Annotated in this window: 14 protein-coding genes and 5 pseudogenes; 11 read left to right on the forward strand and 8 right to left on the reverse strand. The window is 66.3% G+C overall.

The features are described from left to right. Positions 1-34 precede the first annotated feature (34 nt). The 3 genes and pseudogenes from QFZ82_RS00430 to QFZ82_RS00440 all read left to right on the forward strand — a co-directional run. Positions 35-1,287 (forward strand): IS3 family transposase gene (locus QFZ82_RS00430; RefSeq protein WP_307711254.1). Its coding sequence is split into 2 segments (ribosomal slippage): positions 35-317 and positions 317-1,287, totalling 1,254 coding nucleotides; the frame shifts between segments, so codons are not numbered across the junction. 232 nt (positions 1,288-1,519) lie between these two features. After that, a complete protein-coding gene (locus tag QFZ82_RS00435; RefSeq protein ID WP_307711255.1) occupies positions 1,520-1,681 on the forward strand; it encodes a hypothetical protein in 162 nt (53 codons plus the stop codon). A 4-nt stretch (positions 1,682-1,685) separates the two neighbouring features. Further along, positions 1,686-1,901 (forward strand): annotated as a pseudogene (locus QFZ82_RS00440) (transposase); the annotation flags it as partial. 13 nt (positions 1,902-1,914) lie between these two features. Here QFZ82_RS00440 and QFZ82_RS39585 read toward each other — a convergent pair. Beyond that, positions 1,915-2,295, reverse strand: a pseudogene (locus QFZ82_RS39585) (transposase); the annotation flags it as partial. Continuing rightward, a complete protein-coding gene (locus tag QFZ82_RS00445; protein ID WP_307711256.1) occupies positions 2,238-2,597 on the reverse strand; it encodes a transposase in 360 nt (119 codons plus the stop codon). The pseudogene QFZ82_RS39585 and the gene QFZ82_RS00445, both read right to left, overlap by 58 nt. A gap of 148 nt (positions 2,598-2,745) precedes the next feature. Between QFZ82_RS00445 and QFZ82_RS00450 the strand changes: the two genes are divergently transcribed. The 6 genes and pseudogenes from QFZ82_RS00450 to QFZ82_RS00475 all read left to right on the forward strand — a co-directional run bounded on the left by QFZ82_RS00450 (position 2,746) and on the right by QFZ82_RS00475 (position 11,674). Next, positions 2,746-4,152 (forward strand): IS1380 family transposase, encoded by a 1,407-nt coding sequence (locus QFZ82_RS00450; protein WP_307711223.1) that lies wholly within the window; start codon positions 2,746-2,748, stop codon positions 4,150-4,152. 296 nt (positions 4,153-4,448) lie between these two features. Continuing rightward, positions 4,449-5,825, forward strand: a complete 1,377-nt coding sequence (locus tag QFZ82_RS00455; RefSeq protein ID WP_307711257.1) for an IS1380 family transposase — start codon at positions 4,449-4,451, stop codon at positions 5,823-5,825. A 369-nt stretch (positions 5,826-6,194) separates the two neighbouring features. Further along, on the forward strand, positions 6,195-6,833 hold the full coding sequence (locus QFZ82_RS00460; RefSeq protein WP_307711258.1) for a transposase: 639 nt from the start codon (positions 6,195-6,197) through the stop codon (positions 6,831-6,833). A gap of 34 nt (positions 6,834-6,867) precedes the next feature. Continuing rightward, positions 6,868-7,806 (forward strand): annotated as a pseudogene (locus tag QFZ82_RS00465) (IS3 family transposase); the annotation flags it as partial. Between the two features lie 220 nt (positions 7,807-8,026). After that, positions 8,027-9,433, forward strand: coding sequence for an IS1380 family transposase (locus tag QFZ82_RS00470; RefSeq protein ID WP_307711223.1), 1,407 nt, complete (start codon positions 8,027-8,029; stop codon positions 9,431-9,433). A 630-nt stretch (positions 9,434-10,063) separates the two neighbouring features. Next, on the forward strand, positions 10,064-11,674 hold the full coding sequence (locus QFZ82_RS00475; RefSeq protein ID WP_307711259.1) for an IS1182 family transposase: 1,611 nt from the start codon (positions 10,064-10,066) through the stop codon (positions 11,672-11,674). 59 nt (positions 11,675-11,733) lie between these two features. On the opposite strand, the pseudogene QFZ82_RS00480 reads toward QFZ82_RS00475, so the two are convergent. Further along, positions 11,734-13,004: pseudogene (locus QFZ82_RS00480) on the reverse strand (IS110 family transposase). A gap of 590 nt (positions 13,005-13,594) precedes the next feature. Between QFZ82_RS00480 and QFZ82_RS00485 the strand changes: the two are divergent. Continuing rightward, a pseudogene (locus QFZ82_RS00485) lies at positions 13,595-14,674 on the forward strand (IS110 family transposase); the annotation flags it as partial. 43 nt (positions 14,675-14,717) lie between these two features. Here the strand turns inward: QFZ82_RS00485 and QFZ82_RS00490 are convergent. The 3 genes from QFZ82_RS00490 to QFZ82_RS00500 form a co-directional block, all read right to left on the reverse strand. Next, a complete protein-coding gene (locus QFZ82_RS00490; RefSeq protein ID WP_307711260.1) occupies positions 14,718-16,079 on the reverse strand; it encodes a DUF4158 domain-containing protein in 1,362 nt (453 codons plus the stop codon). Between the two features lie 234 nt (positions 16,080-16,313). Beyond that, positions 16,314-16,925, reverse strand: a complete 612-nt coding sequence (locus QFZ82_RS00495) for an HD family hydrolase (protein ID WP_307711261.1) — start codon at positions 16,923-16,925, stop codon at positions 16,314-16,316. A gap of 167 nt (positions 16,926-17,092) precedes the next feature. Then, positions 17,093-18,345 (reverse strand): IS3 family transposase gene (locus QFZ82_RS00500; protein WP_307711262.1). Its coding sequence is split into 2 segments (ribosomal slippage): positions 17,093-18,063 and positions 18,063-18,345, totalling 1,254 coding nucleotides; the frame shifts between segments, so codons are not numbered across the junction. Between the two features lie 86 nt (positions 18,346-18,431). Between QFZ82_RS00500 and QFZ82_RS00505 the strand changes: the two genes are divergently transcribed. After that, complete coding sequence (locus tag QFZ82_RS00505) at positions 18,432-18,644, forward strand: transposase (RefSeq protein ID WP_307711328.1); 213 nt, start codon at positions 18,432-18,434, stop codon at positions 18,642-18,644. Between the two features lie 134 nt (positions 18,645-18,778). On the opposite strand, the gene QFZ82_RS00510 is transcribed toward QFZ82_RS00505, so the two are convergent. Then, on the reverse strand, positions 18,779-19,702 hold the full coding sequence (locus tag QFZ82_RS00510) for a cytochrome P450 (RefSeq protein WP_307711263.1): 924 nt from the start codon (positions 19,700-19,702) through the stop codon (positions 18,779-18,781). 622 nt (positions 19,703-20,324) lie between these two features. Next, complete coding sequence (locus tag QFZ82_RS00515) at positions 20,325-21,908, reverse strand: aldehyde dehydrogenase (RefSeq protein ID WP_307711264.1); 1,584 nt, start codon at positions 21,906-21,908, stop codon at positions 20,325-20,327. Between the last annotated feature and the right edge of the window lie 9 nt (positions 21,909-21,917).

A 21,917-nucleotide genomic window follows, 5' to 3' on the forward strand; every position in this document is an offset into this window, starting at 1 on the left:
CGGTAGGGACTCGATCATTTGAGAGGATCGAGTCATGGCACGTCCTTCCCAGTACCCGCTTGAGCTGCGCCGTCGGGCGGTGCGGATGGTCGCCGAGGTGCGGCCGGAGTACGACACCGAGTGGGCCGCTATGAAAGCGGTCGCCCAGAAGCTGGGCATCGGCACGACCGAGACCCTGCGGAAGTGGGTACGGCAGGACCAGATCGACGCTGGGACCCGGCCGGGGACGACGACGGAGGAGTCCGCCGAGCTGAAGCGGCTGAAGAAGGAGAACGCCGAGCTCAAGCGGGCGAACGAGATCCTCAAAGCCGCGGCGTCTTTCTTCGCGGCCGAGCTCGACCGGCCACACACACGCTCGTAGCGTTCATCGACGAGCACAAGGACCGCTTCGGCGGCGTCGAGCCGATCTGCCGCGTGCTGACGATGCACGACTGCAGGATCGCCCCCTCCACCTACTATGCCCACCGCAGACGCCGGACCGCGCCGTCCGCCAGGACCGTGCGGGACGGCGAGCTGAAGGAACTGATCCAGCACGTCTACGACGCCAACTACCGCGTCTACGGGGCGAGGAAGATCTGGCGGGAGCTGAACCGGCAGGGCCAGGCCGTGGCCCGCTGCACCGTCGAACGCCTGATGCGCGAGCTCGGCATCACCGGCGCGGTCCGCGGCAAACGCGTGATCACCACGCTTCCCGGCGGCCAGGCCGGGCGGGCTCCCGACCTCGTGGACCGCAACTTCGTCGCCGGCGCCCCGAACCGCTGCTGGGTCGCGGACTTCACCCATGTCAGAACGTGGGCCGGCGTCGTCTACGTCGCCTTCGTCGTGGACACCTTCTCCCGCCGGATCGTCGGCTGGTCGGCCGCCACCGTGAAGGAGACGGTCTTCGTGCTGGACGCCCTGGAGATGGCGATCTGGCAGCGCGACCGTGATCAACATCCAGTCCAGCCAGGTGAGTTGATCCATCACTCCGATGCCGGGTCGCAATACACGAGTTTCCGGCTCGCCGAGCACCTGGACGCCGCCGGTATCGCCGCCTCGATCGGCTCGGTCGGCGACGCCTACGACAATGCCCTGATGGAGAGCACGATCGGGCTGTTCAAGACCGAGCTGATCAAGCCCCGACGGCCGTGGAAGACGCTGTCCGACGTCGAGCTCGCCACCGCCGAGTACGTCGACTGGTACAACCACCGACGACTCCACGGTGAGATAGGCCACGTCCCGCCCGTTGAATACGAGAACAACCACTACCGGGCAACCACAAAACCCCAGGTCACAACCAACAACTGAGATCTCTACCGAACCCGGAACGGTTCAGTCTGACAAATGATCACCGAGCGGGGATGTGCATGCTCGGTCCAATTGCGTTGCCGTACTGACGTCGGCCAGTGAGTCTGGGCTGGTGCCAGGACAAGGAAAAAGAAGGCGGCGAAAAGACGCCGAGAGTCAGCGGCTTGCCGCTCGCACCGCGCCGAATGCGGGACAGTGGAAACTGGTCGTTGAGACTCGGGACCATGCGGAGATGCGTGCGCAGCTGCGCCGCCTTCGGGAGGCAGGAGTCGACGGGTCGATGATCCGGATCGACACGCTGTGCGGGCGCCTGGCGCTGCCGACCACCTACCGGCTGAGCCGGTTCGTGACGAACCCCGGGTGGGAGTCCGAGCGCGGGCACTCTGATCATTGATCTTGTGGCAGGTCGAGGTGAGTTGACGGACGCGGCGTGGGAGCGAATAGAGCCCCTGTTGCCGCGGGTGGATGGGCGTGGTCGTCCGTGGCGTGATCACCGGCAGGTGATCGATGGGGTGCTGTGGCGGCTGCGGACCGGATCTCCGTGGCGCGATCTGCCCGGGCGTTACGGGCCTTGGCAGACCGTCTACGAGCGGTTCGGCCGCTGGGAAGCGGACAGGAGATCGACCGTTCGATCTTCCAGCGGTGCCGGCCGAGACGCTCGCTGGACTCGATGCCGGGCCTGGCGATGCGCGGGACGATGCCCCGCTCGCGCAGCCACTTCAGCCTCTCGGCGGAGTGGTACGCCTTGTCGGCACGGAGCCTGCCGGGGCGGCGTCTACGGGGACCGCGCCTCGAGCGGATGGCGGGTATGCCCAGGACCAGCGGCAGCAGCGCCTGGCTGTCATGAACGTTCGCGCCAGAGACGCCAAGAGCGAGGGGTAAGCCTTGCGCGTCGGACAGTACGTGGAGCTTGCTGCCCTTCTTGCCCCGGTCGACCGGATTGCGCCCGGTCAGCGATCCCCCTTTTTCGTACGGACCGAGGCCGCGTCCACGATCGCCGAGGTCCAGTCCACCTCACCACGGGCCCCGAGTTCGTCCAGAACGGCCCGATGCAGCCGCCGCCACAGCCTGTCCTTGGTCCAAGCGGAGAACCGGCGGTGCGCGGTGGCCGGCGAGACACCGAAAGTCTCCGGCAGATGGCGCCAGGCACAGCCGCTGGTCAGCACGTACACCACAGCCGTGAACGCTGCTCGCTCATCGACCGGGGCCGTGCCTCCACCCTGCGGACGGGAAGTAAACGAAGGCAACAACGGTGCGACGAGCGACCAGAGTTCGTCAGGAACCAACCGCTGCGACAAACCAACAACCATGGCAAAGCATCATGCCGCATCCACCTAACCTCGCCGTTTCGGTTGGGTACGGCTGGCTTTGGGGCGGAAACGCGAAAGTGCCTTCCTGACCTGGGACGATGAACCTTGCTGAGGGGTTCTGTCGGTCCAGGCGGAGGGCACTTTCTACGTGCAGGCTATCGGGTTGCGTCCCAAGGTCCATGTCAGTGCCGATGGTTCGGGGGTGGTCGGGCATGCCGGGGCACGGTTGCTGGCGGATCTTGCCGATGCCACCGGGCTGACCGCCGCGTACTCCGCCGCTCTCAGGCCGCTTCGGCCGCGCGGGACCGGGCATGATCCGGGCCGGGTCGCCACCGATCTCGCGGTGATGCTCGCCGACGGCGGTGAGGCGATCGCGGATCTGGCCGTGCTGCGGGACCAGGGCGAGGTGTTCGGCCCGGTCGCCTCCACGCCCACGGCTTGGCGGTTGCTCGCCGACACCGACGAGGCTGCACTCGCTTCGCTGCGAGCGGCCCGCGCTTCAGCCCGGGAAGTCGCCTGGATGCAGGCCGCCGAGACCGGCGAGGGCATACCTGCTGCTCGGGCCGGCGGACGAGAACTTCCCGGCCTGGTCCTGGACCTCGACGCCACGCTGGTCACCTGCCACTCGGAAAAGGAACAGGCCGCACCCACCTATAAGGGCGGCTTCGGCTTCCATCCGCTGCTGTGTTTCCTCGCGAACACCGGCGAGGCCGTGTCGGGGCGGCTTCGGCCCGGGAACTCCGGAGCCAACACCGCAAGCGACCACATCACGGTCCTCGACCAGGCGCTCGCGCAGATCCCCGACGCTCACCGGCACGGCACCGACATCCTGGTCCGCGCCGACAGCGCCGGATCCGCGAAAGCCTTCCTCGCCCACATCCGCGACGTGCGGAAACGAGGAATTCGTACCTTCTTCTCGGTCGGATACGCCATCACCGAGCCGGTCCGCCGCGCTGTCCGGGCCCTGCCCGACCGCCTCTGGCATCCCGCCCTGGACCAGGACGGGACGCTGCGTGATGGCGCCGAGGTCGCCGAGCTGACCGACATGGTCGACCTGACCGGCTACCCCGTCGGCACCCGCATCATCGTGCGCCGCGAGCGCCCGCACCCCGGCGCCCAGCTGTCCCTGTTCGACCTCGACGAGGGCCTGCGGCATCAGGTGTTCCTCACCGACACCCCCTACTCCGGTGGTGGTTCCGCCCAGTTCCTGGAGGTCCGTCACCGCGGGCATGCATGCGTCGAGGACCACATCCGGTGCGGCAAAACCACCGGCTTCGGCCGCTTCCCCTCCCGCGACTTCGCCATCAACACCGTCTGGCTCGAACTCAGCCTCACGGCGATCGACCTGATGGCCTGGACCCGTGTCCTGCTGCTGGACGGGGAGCTGGCCACCGCCGAGCCGAAGAAGCTCCGCTACCGGCTGCTGCACGTCGCCGCCCGCCTCACCCGCGGCGGCCGACGCCTGCGCTTGCGGATATCAGCGACCTGGCCCTGGAGACACGAACTGGCCACGGCCTTCCATCGCCTCGCAGCACTGCCCCGTCCCGCCGACTGACCGGCAACCCTGCCCGCCACGACCCGAAGGATCCTGGAGAACCCGACCACCGCGCCGGGACTCCGCCATGTCCGAACACCGAAATCGCATCGGTCACCCGACAGTTGCCCCTCAGCGACGCCTCACCGCCCCAACCGAAACGGCGAGGCTAACGCCACGTGAGACACCCTCTTAGCCTCGCGCTTTCACGTGGCAGGGCGTCCGGTGGGTGATCAGAAACGCAGAGAGTGCTCCTGACCTGCAACGATGGGACTTGTCTAGTGTCCAGGTCGTCGCATGAAAGAAGCACTCTCCAGGTGAAGAAGCGTATCGGGTCCTACCCGCGTGTCCGCGTCGAGGGCGGTGGCCGCGGGGTGGTGTCCCAGGCCGGTGGTGTGCTGCTGGTGGAGACGATCCGCAAGTCCGGTCTGGATGCGGCGATATCGGCGGCGCTTGAGCCGTGGCGAAGGCCGCGGGCGGTGCATGATCCGGGCAAGGTCCTGCTGGATGTGGCGCTCGCGGTCGCGCTGGGTGGGGACTGCCTGGCAGACGTCGGTCTGCTGCGGGCCGAACCGTCGGTGTTCGGGCCGGTGGCCTCCGATCCGACGGTATCCCGGCTGATCGACACGCTGGCAGCGGGTGGGAAGCGTGCTCTGACCGCACTGCGGCAGGCCCGCTCTCAAGTCCGTGAATGTGTGTGGACGTTGGCCGGTGAGGAAGCTCCGGACGCCGGCGGGCAGGTGGTCGTGGACCTGGGCGGGGTGCTGGTGATCGCGCATTCCGAGAAGCAGGATGCGGCCGCGACCTGGAAAAAGACGTTCGGGCACCATCCGCTGATGGGGTTCGTCGACCACGGCCGGGGCGGGTCCGGGGAGCCGGTGGCCGGGCTGCTGCGGCCCGGGAACGCGGGCAGCAACACCGCTGCGGACCACATCGAAGCCGCCAGGATCGCCCTGAAGCAGCTGCCGAAGAAGTACCGGCGCGGACGGCGGACGCTGATCCGCACCGACTCGGGCGGCGGCACCCACGAGTTCGTGGACTGGCTTTCCGCGCGCGGCCGGTGGCTGTCCTACTCGGTCGGCATGACCATCACCGATGCCATCCACCAGGCCGTCGGGAAGGTCCCGGCATCGGCCTGGACGCCGGCCGTCGAGCCCAACGGCGAGATCCGCGACGGTGCCTGGGTCGCCGAACTCGACGGCGACTGCCTGACCGGCTGGCCCAAGGAGATGCGGCTGATCGTGCGGAAGGAACGCCCGCACCCCGGCGCCCAACTGCGCTTCACCGACGCCGACGGCATGCGCCTGACCTGCTTCGCCACCAACACCAAGCATGCTCCGATCGCCGCGCTCGAACTGCGGCACCGCCAGCGCGCGAGGGCCGAGGACCGCATCCGCGCCGCCCGCGCCACCGGCCTGCGCAATTTGCCCCTGCACGACACCGCGCAGAACCAGATCTGGCTGGAGATCGTCCAGATCGCCCTCGACCTGCTCGCCTGGATGCCCATGCTCGCTCTGGCCGGCACCGCCCGGGTGTGGGAGCCCAAACGCCTGCGCCTGCGGCTGTTCTCCATCGCTGCCCAGTTGGTCACCACCGGCCGCCGCCGCATCCTCCGCCTCGCGAAACACTGGCCTTGGACCAACCTGATCACCGACGCGTGGGCACGACTCGAAGCCCTCCCCAGCCCCGGCTGACCAACACTTTCTCGTCCCTACGGGCAGCGCAAGCCCACCGGAGCAGTGGAACCCGGCGCCCACCCGACGCGACTGCCGGGGCGATGTCATGCCCGAAACCCACAGCACAGACAGAAACAGCCCGCCAGATGAACTGGCGAGCTGTCATGAAAGCCCGAGGCTAGGGTGATCTTTATCGAAGTGCCTGATCAGCAGGGCGTATGTCTGTATCCCGTGGTGTATGAGGTGTCGCGCGTCAGACTTTCTGGCACAGGGGTTTGTTGAGAAGCTGTTGTCTTTCCGGAGTTGAGAACTGCGTTTTCGCTGGTGGGGCATAGAGGCGACGAGGGAGTGACGGCTTGTCATGTCGTCGCTGCTGTGGGGGTCGGAATGCCGTCGGTGGTCGGGCTGCTGGAACAGCGCGAGCTGGCTGCTCGCCGTCGGGTGGACGAGCTGCGGGAGGAGGCCGACCGCATCCAGGCCGAGCTGGCCGTGGCCGAGCGGGAATGGCAGGAGTGGGCCATCGCCCGCTCGAACGTCGGCGAAGTGCTGGCCCCGGAGAGCGAGACGGAGCAGGACGACACCCAGGCCGACCAGGCAGCGCCGGCCTCCGCGGGGCGGGGCCCGCGCTTCGCCTGCCGGCTGCACACCTGGCACGGCCGCAAGACGGAGACCAAGAGCTTCACTCCGGACGAGTACCGGCGGCTTCCTGACCGCGCTGCATCATCAGCTGCACGCCCCGTCGTGCTGGTGTGGGACAACGTCTCCACCCACAAGACGCCGGAGTTCACCGCGTGGGCCGCGCTCCAGAGGTGGCTGCGGGTGTTCTACTTGCCCAGGTATACACCCGAGCTGAACGCCGTCGAGTGGATTTGGTCCTGGCTCAAGCGGAGCATCGTCAACTTCCCGCTCGCCGGCATCGACGACCTCGAAGCGCTCGTCCGCAGCCGACTCAAGCAGATCCAGTACCGGCCCGACGCGATCACCGGCTGCCTCACCGACACCGGACTGATCATGAAGCCGCCATGATCCATCACGGCGACGCTACGGGTTCAACCTGAGCAAGGACGAGGCCCAGGCCGTGCCCGAGGGCCGCGACGGCAGCGTGAGCGCGGCCGAGGAGCTGGCCCGGTTGCGAGCGGAGAACGTTCGGCTGCTCAAGGCCGAGCAGGAGTGGCGGCTGGAGCGCGAGATCCTGCGCCGGGCTGCTGCCTATTTCGCCCAGGAGGTGAAGTGAGCCCCCACCGCTGGGACTTCATCTCCAAAAACGGCGCCGACCTCGGCGTCAAGCGGATCTGCCGGGTGCTTGAAGCGTCCCGCGCCGGCTACTACCCGCACCTGGCCACCGAGCAGGCCCGCACCGAGCGCCGGGCCGAGGCCAAGCGGACCGTGAGCGAGATCCGCGCCATCCACGCCGAACACCAGGGCGGCCTACGGCGCCCCGCGCGCGTCATGCTGAACTGCGTGCGACAGAACGCAGGATCAACCGCAAGCGCGTAACCCGGCTGATGCGGATCAACCACATCGTCGGCCGTCACCTGCGGAAGAAGAAGAAGCGGACGACGATCGCGGACAGGACCGCGCCGCCCGCGCCGGACCTGGTGATGCGCGACTTCACCGCGGACACGCTGAACACCAGGTGGTGCGGCGACATCACATACATAGCCGTCGGCACGACGTGGCTCTACCTCGCCACGGTGATCGACATCTGCTCGAGAAAGGCGGTGGGCTGGTCGATCGCTGACCACAAGCACACCTCCCTGGTCACCGACGCGATCGAAATGGCTGCGGCCGCCCGCGGCGACCGGGTCCACAGCGTCGTTTCCACAGCGACAGGGGCGCCCAGTACAGCGCGACCGCCTTCGCCGAGGTCTCCCGCCGGCACGGCATCCGCCGCAGCATGGGCCGCATCGGCTCGAGCTATGACAATGCCCTCACCGAACCGTTCCTCCAGGGCCTCAAGCGCGAGTTGCTCCACGACCGCCGCTGGACCTCGAAGAGCGCGTGGTGCCTTCCCGTAGATCGGCGGGCGGTCCTGGTCGTGGTGGTGGTCGGCAGGTGTCGCGAGGACGCCTATCAGCTGCCTGGTCCGGGAGACCTAGCCTCGCCGTTTCGGTTGGGTACGGCTGGCTTTGGGGCGGAAACGCGAAAGTGCCTTCCTGACCTGGGACGATGAACCTTGCTGAGGGGTTCTGTCGGTCCAGGCGGAGGGCACTTTCTACGTGCAGGCTATCGGGTTGCGTCCCAAGGTCCATGTCAGTGCCGATGGTTCGGGGGTGGTCGGGCATGCCGGGGCACGGTTGCTGGCGGATCTTGCCGATGCCACCGGGCTGACCGCCGCGTACTCCGCCGCTCTCAGGCCGCTTCGGCCGCGCGGGACCGGGCATGATCCGGGCCGGGTCGCCACCGATCTCGCGGTGATGCTCGCCGACGGCGGTGAGGCGATCGCGGATCTGGCCGTGCTGCGGGACCAGGGCGAGGTGTTCGGCCCGGTCGCCTCCACGCCCACGGCTTGGCGGTTGCTCGCCGACACCGACGAGGCTGCACTCGCTTCGCTGCGAGCGGCCCGCGCTTCAGCCCGGGAAGTCGCCTGGATGCAGGCCGCCGAGACCGGCGAGGGCATACCTGCTGCTCGGGCCGGCGGACGAGAACTTCCCGGCCTGGTCCTGGACCTCGACGCCACGCTGGTCACCTGCCACTCGGAAAAGGAACAGGCCGCACCCACCTATAAGGGCGGCTTCGGCTTCCATCCGCTGCTGTGTTTCCTCGCGAACACCGGCGAGGCCGTGTCGGGGCGGCTTCGGCCCGGGAACTCCGGAGCCAACACCGCAAGCGACCACATCACGGTCCTCGACCAGGCGCTCGCGCAGATCCCCGACGCTCACCGGCACGGCACCGACATCCTGGTCCGCGCCGACAGCGCCGGATCCGCGAAAGCCTTCCTCGCCCACATCCGCGACGTGCGGAAACGAGGAATTCGTACCTTCTTCTCGGTCGGATACGCCATCACCGAGCCGGTCCGCCGCGCTGTCCGGGCCCTGCCCGACCGCCTCTGGCATCCCGCCCTGGACCAGGACGGGACGCTGCGTGATGGCGCCGAGGTCGCCGAGCTGACCGACATGGTCGACCTGACCGGCTACCCCGTCGGCACCCGCATCATCGTGCGCCGCGAGCGCCCGCACCCCGGCGCCCAGCTGTCCCTGTTCGACCTCGACGAGGGCCTGCGGCATCAGGTGTTCCTCACCGACACCCCCTACTCCGGTGGTGGTTCCGCCCAGTTCCTGGAGGTCCGTCACCGCGGGCATGCATGCGTCGAGGACCACATCCGGTGCGGCAAAACCACCGGCTTCGGCCGCTTCCCCTCCCGCGACTTCGCCATCAACACCGTCTGGCTCGAACTCAGCCTCACGGCGATCGACCTGATGGCCTGGACCCGTGTCCTGCTGCTGGACGGGGAGCTGGCCACCGCCGAGCCGAAGAAGCTCCGCTACCGGCTGCTGCACGTCGCCGCCCGCCTCACCCGCGGCGGCCGACGCCTGCGCTTGCGGATATCAGCGACCTGGCCCTGGAGACACGAACTGGCCACGGCCTTCCATCGCCTCGCAGCACTGCCCCGTCCCGCCGACTGACCGGCAACCCTGCCCGCCACGACCCGAAGGATCCTGGAGAACCCGACCACCGCGCCGGGACTCCGCCATGTCCGAACACCGAAATCGCATCGGTCACCCGACAGTTGCCCCTCAGCGACGCCTCACCGCCCCAACCGAAACGGCGAGGCTAGTGTGAGATCGCGCGTCTCGGTACATCTCCAGCCTCCACCACCTCGATGGTGGAGGCTGCGGGACGCCGGACGGATGCCTTTGGAGCGCCTGGCCCTGATGCCCGTCCGTAGAACGGCGGCGTCCGGCGTCCCGGCGGCTTCCGCCACCGTCAACACCTCCCACCTTGATCACTCGTTGGGGTTGGTGGTGCGAGCCCGCCGCTCGGTGACCTCTTGATACGCCCGAGCCATTTGAGCTCCCGGATAGACCGAGGCCCGTGGGGCGAGCTGGTGCCACGAACAGCTACTGAGCTTGACTCTGTCGGGGATCTTGGGGATCCCCGGCGGGGCAGCGTGATCAACGGGCATGCTCGGCTCTGTTCAAGGACCGATGCAGTTGTCGAGGTGCCCGTTGTCGCTCCACGCCCGCTCTGGTGAGCAAGTTCCTTCTCTGACCGTGCAGATGGCGCGGGCGAGCAACCCGGGCGGTACAACGGCGATGTGGGTCAGAGACCACCTGGGCGGGCTGTGGCGGGACGAGGACTTCGCCGACTGGTACCCGCGCGATGGCCGCCCGGGGCTTTCGCCCGCCCAGCTGGCCACCGTCTGCGTGCTGCAGTTCCTGCTCGGTCTGTCGGACCGGCAGGCGGCCGAGGCGGTCCGCTGCCGTATCGATTTCAAGTACGCGCTGGCCATGGAACTGGACGATCCCGGCTTCCACCACAGCGTGCTGGCCGACTTCCGTGAGCGTCTCACCGAGGGCGGCCGAGCCGACCGTCTCCTCGACCTCGCGCTCGAGCGCCTGAAGAAGGCCGGTCTCGTCCGCGAGCGCACCACCCAGCGCACGGACTCCACCCACGTCCTGGCCGCGGTGCGCGACCTGACCCGGCTGGAACTGGTCACCGAGGCCGTCCGCGCCGCGCTGGAAGAGCTGGCCGGCACAGCTCCGCACCTGCTGGCCGGCCTGGTGGACGAGGAGTGGGGGCGCCGCTACGGCCGTCCGGTCCGTCTGGGCAAGAACCCCACCCGCCCCAAGACCAGGATCCTTGCCACAGGCGGCGACGCCGTCCGCCTGCTGGAGCACGTCGGGGAGCATGAGGCGGATCGCCTGTCCGGTCCCCGGGTCCAGGCCCTGCGGCAGATCATGGTGCAGAACTACTACCGCGACGGGGCCGGCCGCCTGCGCTGGCGCACCGCCGAGGACAGCGGCCTGCCGCCCTCGGCCGTCGCGGTCGTCTCGCCCTGCGACCCGACGGCCCGCTACGCGCGCCGCGGACACGTCACCCGTTGGAAAGGGTTCGTCGCACATCTCACTGAGACCTGTGATCCCGACGGCGTCAACGTGATCACAGATGTGGCCACCACCGACGCCACCGGCTACGACGCGAAGGCGCTGCCCGGCATTCACACCCGGCTCAAGCACCGCGGGCTGCTGCCCGCCGAGCATCTGGTCGACGGCGGCTACACCTCCCTGGTCCATCTGGAACAGGCAGCCCGCGAACACCAGGTCACGGTCACCGGACCGCTACCGGTCAACTCCACCCGCCAGCACCGCAAGAACGACGGCTTCGGCCGCGACGACTTCCACATCGACTTCGACCGCCAGCAGGTCACCTGCCCGCAGGGCGAGACCAGCGCGGGATGGCACGGCCCCTATCCGACCTCCTCACCCACCGCGGCACCTCTGATCGTGGCACGGTTCACCAAGAGCCAGTGCCGTCCCTGCCCGGTCCGCACCCGCTGCACGACCACCACTGACAGCGCCCGAACCGTGGGCTTTCCTCCGCGAGAACTCCGTGACCTGCAACTCCGAGTCCGCGCCGAGCAACAGACACCCGAATGGCAGGCCCGCTATGCGGTCCGCTCCGGAGTGGAAGGCACGATCAACGAGCTCGCTCACGGACACGGCATGCGCCGCTGCCGCTACCGGGGACAGCAGAAAGCCCACCTACAACACGTGCTAACAGCCATCGCCGCAAACATCGAGCGCCTCAGCCGACGGCCGCCGACCGGAGAAGCACCTCCGTCCCGGCCGCCGACCGCCTTCCAGAACTTCCTGGACCAGCACGGGATCCCCCGGCCGAGGTCTTGGCGGTCCGCCAGAGACTGAGCAGACGACACCAAGATCCCCGACAGAGTCAAGCTGAGACATCCCACGCGCGTAGCTCGTCAAGCCGCTTCCGCAGGAAGGTTCGCCATCACCATGGGCCGGTCGGGAAACGCCTTCCCTTCGTCATAGGGCACACGGTGCTGGAGGCAGTGGAAGAGCATCCCCATGAAGCGGTTGAAAAGGTTGCGCTGGGCGGCGACGTGGCGGTCGCCTGCCACTTTGCGACGATCGTAGTGTGCTCTCGCGCCGGGGGAGGCAGTCAGGGAGGCGAAGGCCCAGACGTAGCCGACGGCGGCCAGTCGCTGGTTCTTGACCCGGCGGGCCATCACCGAGCAGCTTTTGCCGCTTGCCCGGGTGACCGGTGCACTGCCGGCGTAGGCCTTCATCGATCCGGCGGTCGCAAAACGGGCTCGGTCGTCGCCGATCTCGGCGAGGACTCGGGCCCCGGTTAATGAGCCCAGGCCCGGAAAGCTGCAGATGACCGGGGCGTCGGGGTGCTGCTCGAACGCCTCCCTGGTGGCAGCTTCCAGCTCGTCGGCGTTGGTGCAGGCGGCCTCCAGCTGACGCAGCAGGGCCGCGGTCTGCCGGCCGAAGGCCTCCTCAACCTGTAGTGGTTGGTGGAGGTACTCACGGCGGAAAACCTCGTGAAGTCGGGCGGCCTCGGGTTCGATGCCGCGCAGACGTCCAGCCTGCCTGAGCAGAGACTGGAGACGTCGGCGCGTGAGACGGGCCGCCGCCGTGGGCGTCGGGGCCGCGGCCAGGATGGCCCGGCCTCGGGCGAGCAGATGCCCTCGCGCTTGTCGGCGAAGGCAGCCAGGATCGCCGGATAGAACTCGCGCAGCTGAGAGCGGAGCTTGTTGTGAGCCTGGCCCCGGTCCCAGACCGCGTCCTGCTGGGCCAGCGCCAGTACCGCGATCGCCTGTGCCAGCTCGGAATCCTGCGGCAGAGGACGGTGGGCGGCCATATCGGTCCGCAGAATGTTCGCCAGGGCAGCGGCGTCGATGGCGTCCGACTTCTTCCTCGCGACCGAGTGCCGATCCCGGTAGCGGGCCACCGCCAGCGGATTGATCGCGAACACAGGGCGTCCCGTCGCGCGGAGACAGGCGACCAGCAATCCCCGGGACGTCTCAATGGCGACCGGGATCGGATGTTCCTTGCTGTCGCCGTGCTCGGTCAGCAGGGCTGTGAGCTGTGTGAATCCGGCGGCATCGTCGCTGATTCGCAGCTTGGCGAGCCGTGTCCCGCCGGCGTCGACGAGCGCGACATCGTGGTGGTCTTCTGCCCAGTCCACCCCGCAGAACACTGGCACCGGTAATCCTGCGATCTCCATCATGTTCTCCCTCCTACTCTGGTGTGTCGGCAGGCCAGAGCCTGTGCAGGGTGCGCGTGCTCCCTAATGGAAGTGCTCAAGGCACAACATCCCACCAGCCGTTCGCAACCCCAGCGAACTGCACGGTCCTTCGTCTTCGTGAGAGCTCTCAGGCTCGCGACGCGATGAAAGGTGTTCCGTGCGGTTGGCTCAGGCCACGACCATCGAAACCCCCGGTTCGTGCCGACTGGTGAGGTGTTCTGAACTGGGTCTTCTGAGACCCGTTGTGAGGCCTTTATGCCCGCGTGAGGTGCTGTTGTGCTCGCGAAGCTCAGATGCTGGAACGGTTCCGGCCGGGACCAGATCGCTCTCAGTAGAGGACTTCCTGCCCAGGTGGCGGATGAGATCTTCGTCCCGGCCGGAACCGCTGCAGAAGCGAGCCCCGCGGTCTGTCGAAAGAGCTCTTCACTCCGGATTCGGATAGCGATCACTCGCTTCGCTGCCCATTAGGTGGCGGACCGGCCATCGTGTCGAGTCCTGGGATTAGGTCGCTGCGTGGTTCCGCACGAGCTCGTGACCAGTACAAACGCACAGCAGTATCGGGAGGGACCTTGATCTACTGCGGCATCGACTGGGCGGAGAAGACACACGACGTCGCCCTCGTCGACGACACCGGCCAGCTCCTGGCCAAACGCCACATCACCGACGACGCCACCGGCTACAAGATCCTTCTGGACCTGCTCGCCGAGTACGGCGACACCGAGGAGAATCCGATCCCGGTCGCGATCGAAACCTCCCGCGGCCTGCTCGTTGCCGTGCTGCGGACCGGCAAGCGGCAGGTGTTCGCGATCAACCCCAGGGCCGCCGCCCGCTACCGCGACCGGCACTCCGTATCCCCCAAGAAGTCCGACCCGGGTGACGCCCTGGTTCTCGCGAACATCCTCCGCACCGACATGCATGCCCACCGGCCGCTGCCCCAGGACAGCGACCTCGCCCGGGCCGTCGCCGTCCTCGCCCGCGCCCAGCAGGACGCCACCTGGAACCGCCAGCAGATCTCCAATCAGCTCAGATCCCTCCTGCGCGAGTACTACCCGTCCGCCCTGGCAGCAGCTGAGGCGTGGAAGAACGGCTTGTGCCGGCGCGAGGCCCACGAGATCCTCAAGGCCGCCCCTACACCGACTCGCGCCGCCCGCTTGACCCGCACCCAGCTCCAGGCCGCGCTCAAACGGGCAGGCCGTCAGCGGGGCATCGAAGGAGAAGCCGAACGGCTCCGCGAGGTCTTCCGATCCGAGTGGGCCCACCAGCCGCCGCTCGTCGAGGACGCGCTCGGCAAGCAGATGCTTGCCCTCCTGGTCCAGCTTGAGGCCGCGTGCACCGCCGCCGAGCAGCTCGCCGAGGCGGTGGAAGAGGCTTTCCCTCAGCACCCGGACGCTGAGGTCATCCTCAGCTTCCCCGGCCTCGGCCTCCAGCTCGGCGCCCGGGTCCTTGCCGAAATCGGAGACGACCGCAGCCGGTTCGCCGACGCCCGCGGCCTGAAGGCATACGCCGGCTCCTCACCCATCACCAGAGCCTCCGGCAAGAAGTCGAACATCACCCGCCGCTGGGTCAAGAACGACCCCCTCAACCACGCCGGCTACCTCTGGGCCTTCTCAGCGATCACAGCCAGGTCGTCCTCCGGGTTGCGCCAGCGGGCGGCGCCCTCGATGTAGATTTCACGGCGCCGGATAGCGTCCTTCATTGCGACCACACGCACAGCTCGTACGGGATGCGTTCGACCTTGCCCTTGTCGTCGACGACGGCCTCGCGCCAGTCCTTGCGGACTACGCCGTCCATCGGCACCTCGTCGGCGGTGTCGTAGAAGCGGGTCTTGCCGTCGACCTCGGCGTACCTCTCCAGCAGCTTCATCGCGTCCATCACCGGCCGGTAGGCGGTGTTGTTGCACTTGAAGCCCAGCGTCTTGAGCAGCGGCGACAGCATCTGCCGGTAGTACGAGCTGTACGAGGACCGCAGCGTGGTGCGGACCTTGGCCTTGAAGACCTTCTCGGTCGCCCTCGCCTCGGCCACCAGGTCCTTGAGCGTCTTCTCCCCACCCACCGGGTACAGCGCGCGGCGCACGACCTCGTCTGGCTTGCCGACTGCGGCCTCCGCCAGTTTGAAGAGGATGCCCTCCTTGCCGCGGACCTTCTTCAGTTCTGCCGTGAGCTGCCTCTCGACTCGCCGCTCGGCACGGGCATTGATCTTGTGGACCAGGGCGATCAGTAGCTCCACCAGCGCGTCGGTGATCTCCGCCTCGCGGGACGAGCACAGCGCGGCCAGCAGCGTGATCCGTACGTCCTCGTGGGTGTCCCGGAAGTCGGAGGGGTACATCTTGATCGCCCGCGCCCGCCACGCGGCGACCAGTTTCTCCGAGTAACCGGAGAACAGCCCCTCAGGCAGTTCGAACTTCCTTACCGATGTCAGCTTGGTGATCTCCGTCAGCAAGGAGTCCAGCCCCACCGCGCCCGGGTCCCTTTTCAGCGACGCCAGCAGCGTGGCGCCCTCCTCGTTTCCCTCGGCCACCAGAGCGAGCAGGCGGCCGGTACATGCCGCTCCCAGACGCTCGATGGTTCGCGAACAGAGCGCTCTCTCCCAGCGGTTGTGGGCCGCCACCAGGACCTTCTCGACCCGCGTCGGGCCTGGCGGCTCGATCCGGTCGACACGGCACTGAACCAGCAGTGCCTCCCGTTGCCGGTCCTCGACCAGCTCGACCGGACAGACCTCAACCGCCAGCCACGCGGTCAGCCGCTCCTCATCCGCGAGCGTCGACGGCCGGAATCCCAGCGCCTCGCGGATCTGCCTCCGGTGCCGCTTCGCCCCCGCCACGTCGTACTTCGCGAGCTCGGCCGCCGGCACCTTCACCAGACCCGCGACGTACTCGACCGCGGGCTGCGGGAACTCCTCGATGAACTCCGGGAACTGGCCCTCGATCTCGAAGAACTTGAGCATCAGGCAGAAGCCGAGGCGGGTCGGACCGGTCTTGTTTGCCACCAGGTCCCAGTCGCCGTCCACCAGTGTCCAGCACGTCACCACGTCTTCCGGCGACCACTCCTGACGCACACCCGCCCCTTTCATCGGCCCGTCGGGGATTTACCCGATCAGCCCAACGAGGCGCATGGCGGCGGGAAACGGGAGATCTCACCCGGTGAAAGCTACCGACGGGTTACTTGTTCCCTGGTGTCCGAGCTAGGACTACGGGGCCGAAACCCGGAGTCCACTCCTGGAGATCAACCTCAGGAACTTGCCTGTCCCCGCGGCGGCCCGCATCCCGGGCCACCGCACGGCCCCCGGGCCTCAGGAGGCGGGCGCGAGCAGACCCTGGGCGATCGCGGCGGCCCTGACCTCCTGGTAAAGGGCAGTGAGGATTTCGCTCACCGCGAGCCTGGGCAGCTGCACCCGGTCCAGCGCCCCGGCGTCCGCGCCCACGTCCTCCCACCCCTGCCCGGTGAGGCAGCGCATCAGCGCGGGATTCAGCCGATCCACACCCCGCACGAGCCGGGCCTCGGGCGTGACGCCCTCCTCGTGCTCGCGCCACACCGCCAAGAACTCGGCACCCAGTCCGCCGGGAAGCGCCCCGTACAGGCGCTGGGCGACCTCCTCCTCGATGCGGGCTTTCTCCTCCCGGCGTTGGGCGCTGTCCTGGGTGCGCCAGGTCGAGGGATCGCCCGCCTCGATCTCCACAAGGTCGTGCACGAGGCACATCTTGAGCATCTTCTCCAGGTCCAGCGCGTACCCGCACTCGCGCTCGAACTCGCGATGTAGGACCCAGCAGACCAGCGCCAGGTGCCACGAGTGCTCAGCCACGCTCTCCTTCCGCTCGCGGGTGGCGTTGTTGTGCCGCTCGACCTCCCGAAGCCGGGCGGAATAGGCGATGAAGTTGAAAATCTGACGAAGCTCGTCAGTCATGCTGTTCCCTTCCTTAATCCTGCGTTTTGTTCGCAACGGTGACATGTTCCTCTGTCGCCCACCGTGGGTGCCTCAGAACCGGCCAGCGGCAACCAAGGTCGCCCAGTGGACAATTGACTTCTAATACTCCAGCAGGATTTTGAACCGTTCCGGGTTCGGTAGAGATCTCAGTTGTTGGTTGTGACCTGGGGTTTTGTGGTTGCCCGGTAGTGGTTGTTCTCGTATTCAACGGGCGGGACGTGGCCTATCTCACCGTGGAGTCGTCGGTGGTTGTACCAGTCGACGTACTCGGCGGTGGCGAGCTCGACGTCGGACAGCGTCTTCCACGGCCGTCGGGGCTTGATCAGCTCGGTCTTGAACAGCCCGATCGTGCTCTCCATCAGGGCATTGTCGTAGGCGTCGCCGACCGAGCCGATCGAGGCGGCGATACCGGCGGCGTCCAGGTGCTCGGCGAGCCGGAAACTCGTGTATTGCGACCCGGCATCGGAGTGATGGATCAACTCACCTGGCTGGACTGGATGTTGATCACGGTCGCGCTGCCAGATCGCCATCTCCAGGGCGTCCAGCACGAAGACCGTCTCCTTCACGGTGGCGGCCGACCAGCCGACGATCCGGCGGGAGAAGGTGTCCACGACGAAGGCGACGTAGACGACGCCGGCCCACGTTCTGACATGGGTGAAGTCCGCGACCCAGCAGCGGTTCGGGGCGCCGGCGACGAAGTTGCGGTCCACGAGGTCGGGAGCCCGCCCGGCCTGGCCGCCGGGAAGCGTGGTGATCACGCGTTTGCCGCGGACCGCGCCGGTGATGCCGAGCTCGCGCATCAGGCGTTCGACGGTGCAGCGGGCCACGGCCTGGCCCTGCCGGTTCAGCTCCCGCCAGATCTTCCTCGCCCCGTAGACGCGGTAGTTGGCGTCGTAGACGTGCTGGATCAGTTCCTTCAGCTCGCCGTCCCGCACGGTCCTGGCGGACGGCGCGGTCCGGCGTCTGCGGTGGGCATAGTAGGTGGAGGAGGCGATCCTGCAGTCGTGCATCGTCAGCACGCGGCAGATCGGCTCGACGCCGCCGAAGCGGTCCTTGTGCTCGTCGATGAACGCTACGAGCGTGTGTGTGGCCGGTCGAGCTCGGCCGCGAAGAAAGACGCCGCGGCTTTGAGGATCTCGTTCGCCCGCTTGAGCTCGGCGTTCTCCTTCTTCAGCCGCTTCAGCTCGGCGGACTCCTCCGTCGTCGTCCCCGGCCGGGTCCCAGCGTCGATCTGGTCCTGCCGTACCCACTTCCGCAGGGTCTCGGTCGTGCCGATGCCCAGCTTCTGGGCGACCGCTTTCATAGCGGCCCACTCGGTGTCGTACTCCGGCCGCACCTCGGCGACCATCCGCACCGCCCGACGGCGCAGCTCAAGCGGGTACTGGGAAGGACGTGCCATGACTCGATCCTCTCAAATGATCGAGTCCCTACCGAACCCGGAACGGTTCACCGGAGTTCACCGCGTGGGCCGCGCTCCAGAGGTGGCTGCGGGTGTTCTACTTGCCCAGGTATCCACCCGAGTGGAACGCCGTCGAGTGGATCTGGTCCTGGCTCAAGCGGAGCATCGTCAACTTCCCGCTCGCCGGCATCGACGACCTCGAAGCGCTCGTCCGCAGCCGACTCAAGCAGATCCAGTACCGGCCCGACGCGATCACCGGCTGCCTCACCGACACCGGGCTGATCATGAAGCCGCCATGATCCATCACGGCGACGCTACGGGTTCAACCTGAGTAGCGCGAGGATCATGAACCGTCACCACCCAAGGCAACGCTGCGAGTTCAACCTGAGTAAGGCGAGAGATTGTCGGCAGGCAGGGCAGTGGCCTGTCCGGGTTACGAGTAGCGCGGTCTGAACCGCAGATGCAATTCGACCAGGCCACGGAGGCCGAACAAATGAGTACGAACAGGTAGACGGTCGGGATCAATTCGGAAGTCAGTTAGACGTTTGACGAGTCTTTCAATTGCTATTTCGCCTTCACGACGTGCAAGTGCTTGGCCAATGCACGCGTGAATGCCGCGCCCGAAACCCATGTGCGGCACCGGCCAATTTTCGCGGTCTGGCTTGAACTTCTCGTCGTAGTAGGACTCGTCCCGGTTGGCAGACGCGAACAGCACCGCTATTTTCGCGCCGGCGGGTACGCGCGTGCCACTGATTTCTACGTCCTCGGTTGTGGTTCGGTACTGAGCGGGAAGCACCGTTTCTAGGCGCAGGACCTCTTCTATTAGGTTAGGAATGAGGGCTGGGGTATCGTCGAGTTGGTCGGTAAGTGCCTCAGTGGTGGCGAGCAGGTACATGGCGTTTCCCAGGAAGGCTGTCGTAGTCTCGTTTCCCGCCACCATGATTTGATTGATCAAGTCGAGCAACTCCGGCACCTCGAGGGGTGATTCACCGTTGGGTGGCCTGATCATGCGCCCGAGAAGGTCGTCCCGAGGCTCGCGGCGTCGCTCTTCAAGTTGGGCGAGAAAATATTCTTGGGACTCCACCACACTGCGCGCCACTTGCACTAGTCGCTCGTGCGGAATGTTTCCGCACTGGACGGCTGCGAAGTCGTCCGACCAGGCTTTTAGCATCCCAATGTCGCTTTCTGGTACACCGAGTACGCTTCCGATCACCTGAATCGGCAGTGGAGAGGCGAATTGCCTTATGAACTCGCACTTGCCGGCCATGGCAAACCCGTCGATCAGCTCATCGACCAGCTCTTGGATCCGCGGGGTGAACGCGTTTGCGGTCTTGACCGGTGCGAACGCCCAATTCATGATTCTTCGATGCTGCGTGTGGCGTGGGGGGTCGGCCATAACGAGTGTTCGGCCTCGGGGATAGCCTGGAGCGCGACGTAGGATTTCTAGAGCTTCAGGACTCCGTCGGAAGGCATGCATGCTCGAATTGGACTCGCGTGAGGAGAATAGCTCTGGGTGCGCTAGCACATGCGCGCAGTGGTCATACCGGGACACCACCCACAAGTCCTGGTCCTCTAGGTAGTGCACTGGTTTCTCACGCCGCATCCACGTATAGATCGGGTACGGATTCTCCAGTGTCTCCGCGTCCAGCAGGCTCCGCGGCACTGTTGATATGGTGTTACTTCTAGGGCACGGGTTAGTAGCCGCTCCACCGGGTTTACGATTATGGTTCATCGTTAACTCCATCCAGCCTGGTATATGCGAAAGCGAGCAGGAGAGCAGCCGACCATGAGAAGGATTGCCTTATCAGCGAGGGTAAATTTGACAAACACGGTGACCAGCGACTGGCCCTGACTGGTACTTTGTTGTTCGGGCTGCCAGTGTCTCCAGGGATGAATGGAGACGGATCTTAAGTGCCGTAAGGGCCCTTGCCGCTGTCCATCCTGGTCCGAAGGACAGCGGTTGCGCCATGACGGAGGAATCAATCATTGCCGTGCAATCCACTGCTGGCGATGGGGCCGCCAATCGAGACACCTTGGAGGTGGGTGGCCCATAGCATGGGGTAGGAGGCTTCGCCCCAGGGTCCGCCGCTGCGCCCGGTTCCTCCAAGAACAGGGAGGAGAGGAGCTGTGCTTACGTGCGAATCGTTAATCTTTAGAAGACCTCCCGATGTCACCCGGTCGACGACGCGACGGATAACGTCTTCGTCGTCCGTCCATACGGAGTTGCGAATCCCGTAAGCGTTGTCGTTCATGAAGTCGATGACCTCTTCTAGCAGGATGTCAGCCTTTTTCGTTTCAGGTATGATTATGGGTAGGAGGGGAAAGTATGTTTCTTCGTTGACGCAGCGAAGCTTGCGTGCTGTGTCAAGGCCTTCTATGCGCACGACTGTGGGTTGGATGAAAGGCCCGTGCTTTGATTCCTGTCCTTGAAGGTCGACGGCCTTCCCGCCGACCAGGATCTGCGCGCCCTTGGCTGTTGCTTCATTGAGCACTTCGAAAAACTCGTTGAATTTTCCAACTGGGCTTAGTGCAGCGCCTGGGTTTGACGGTAGGCTCGGCTGCAGTTCTCTCGCCAATGCAACTACGCGATCGAGTACGCCCGCAGCAACGGCTGGATGGACAATCGCATACTTGGGGACGAAACAACCCTGCGCGGATGCAAGAAAGCATTCGGTTAGGGCCTCTGACGCGCGAACGAGGTGGGCGTCCTGCCACACGAGAACGCCATCGTTGCCGGCCAGCTCCAGTAGGGGCTTCTTACCCCGTCGTACGCACTCCTGTCCGAAACGCAGACCAACGTCGCCTCCGAAGAATACGATGTCATCCACCTGTGGGCTATCAAGCCAGGTCTCCCTGATCATCTGTGAATCTCCACATATGAGATTCAAGGTCCCCGGCGGTGGATTGAGCTCAGCTAGGGCCGGCAGGACAATTTCACGCAAGAAGTGCATGGTTCCAACCGGAGCGGAATATGGGGCCTTAACCACGAGAGTGTTACCGGCGGCGAGCATGTGCGTCGTAACAAGTGTGGCCAGACCTATCGCTCCATTCCTCGGTGGATTCACGCAAACTACCCCGTCAGGTCGCCGCAGCAACAGGAGATGCTTTGACCCATGATGCATCTCCTGATGCATCATCGTCATACATCGATCCACGTACTCCGGGCTCATCGCGTGGAGCAGCATGTCTATGACCTGCTCTGCCGCGCGGTGGGGAAAGCCGTCGGCCACCATGACATCGAGACACTCGTCTCGGCGAGCAGTTATCCGACGGAAGACACCGCCGATGACGCGGGCACGGTCTTTCAAAGGCACACGTGACCAGGCCGTCTTAGCGGATGCGGCCGCCAGGAGGGCATCTTCCACATGGGCAACCTCGGCGACTGCTACACGACCCGCCACCGTCTTAAGCTGATCCGAAGAGCAGCGCATCTGTGGGAGCTCGCTCAGCAACTGCTGTGCCTTTTCGGGGTACTCCAACTGATAGTCAGCATGAAGCCAATAGACCCACTCGCGCCCGACTCGATCCTCTCCTGCAACGAAGAGTGGATAGGACTTTATCATTCCAACTCC

This window comes from Streptomyces sp. V4I23, from assembly GCF_030817975.1.
GTDB lineage: Bacteria > Actinomycetota > Actinomycetes > Streptomycetales > Streptomycetaceae > Streptomyces.

Excerpts from the sequence above, each read along its gene's own strand:
- QFZ82_RS00435 (WP_307711255.1), top strand. The coding sequence starts at position 1,520 with ATGCGTGCGCAGCTGCGCCGCCTTCGGGAGGCAGGAGTCGACGGGTCG.
- QFZ82_RS00445 (WP_307711256.1), bottom strand. The coding sequence starts at position 2,597 with ATGGTTGTTGGTTTGTCGCAGCGGTTGGTTCCTGACGAACTCTGGTCG.
- QFZ82_RS00460 (WP_307711258.1), top strand. The coding sequence starts at position 6,195 with ATGCCGTCGGTGGTCGGGCTGCTGGAACAGCGCGAGCTGGCTGCTCGC.
- QFZ82_RS00475 (WP_307711259.1), top strand. The coding sequence starts at position 10,064 with ATGTGGGTCAGAGACCACCTGGGCGGGCTGTGGCGGGACGAGGACTTC.
- QFZ82_RS00495 (WP_307711261.1), bottom strand. The coding sequence starts at position 16,925 with ATGACTGACGAGCTTCGTCAGATTTTCAACTTCATCGCCTATTCCGCC.
- QFZ82_RS00510 (WP_307711263.1), bottom strand. The coding sequence starts at position 19,702 with ATGAATTGGGCGTTCGCACCGGTCAAGACCGCAAACGCGTTCACCCCG.
- QFZ82_RS00515 (WP_307711264.1), bottom strand. The coding sequence starts at position 21,908 with ATGATAAAGTCCTATCCACTCTTCGTTGCAGGAGAGGATCGAGTCGGG.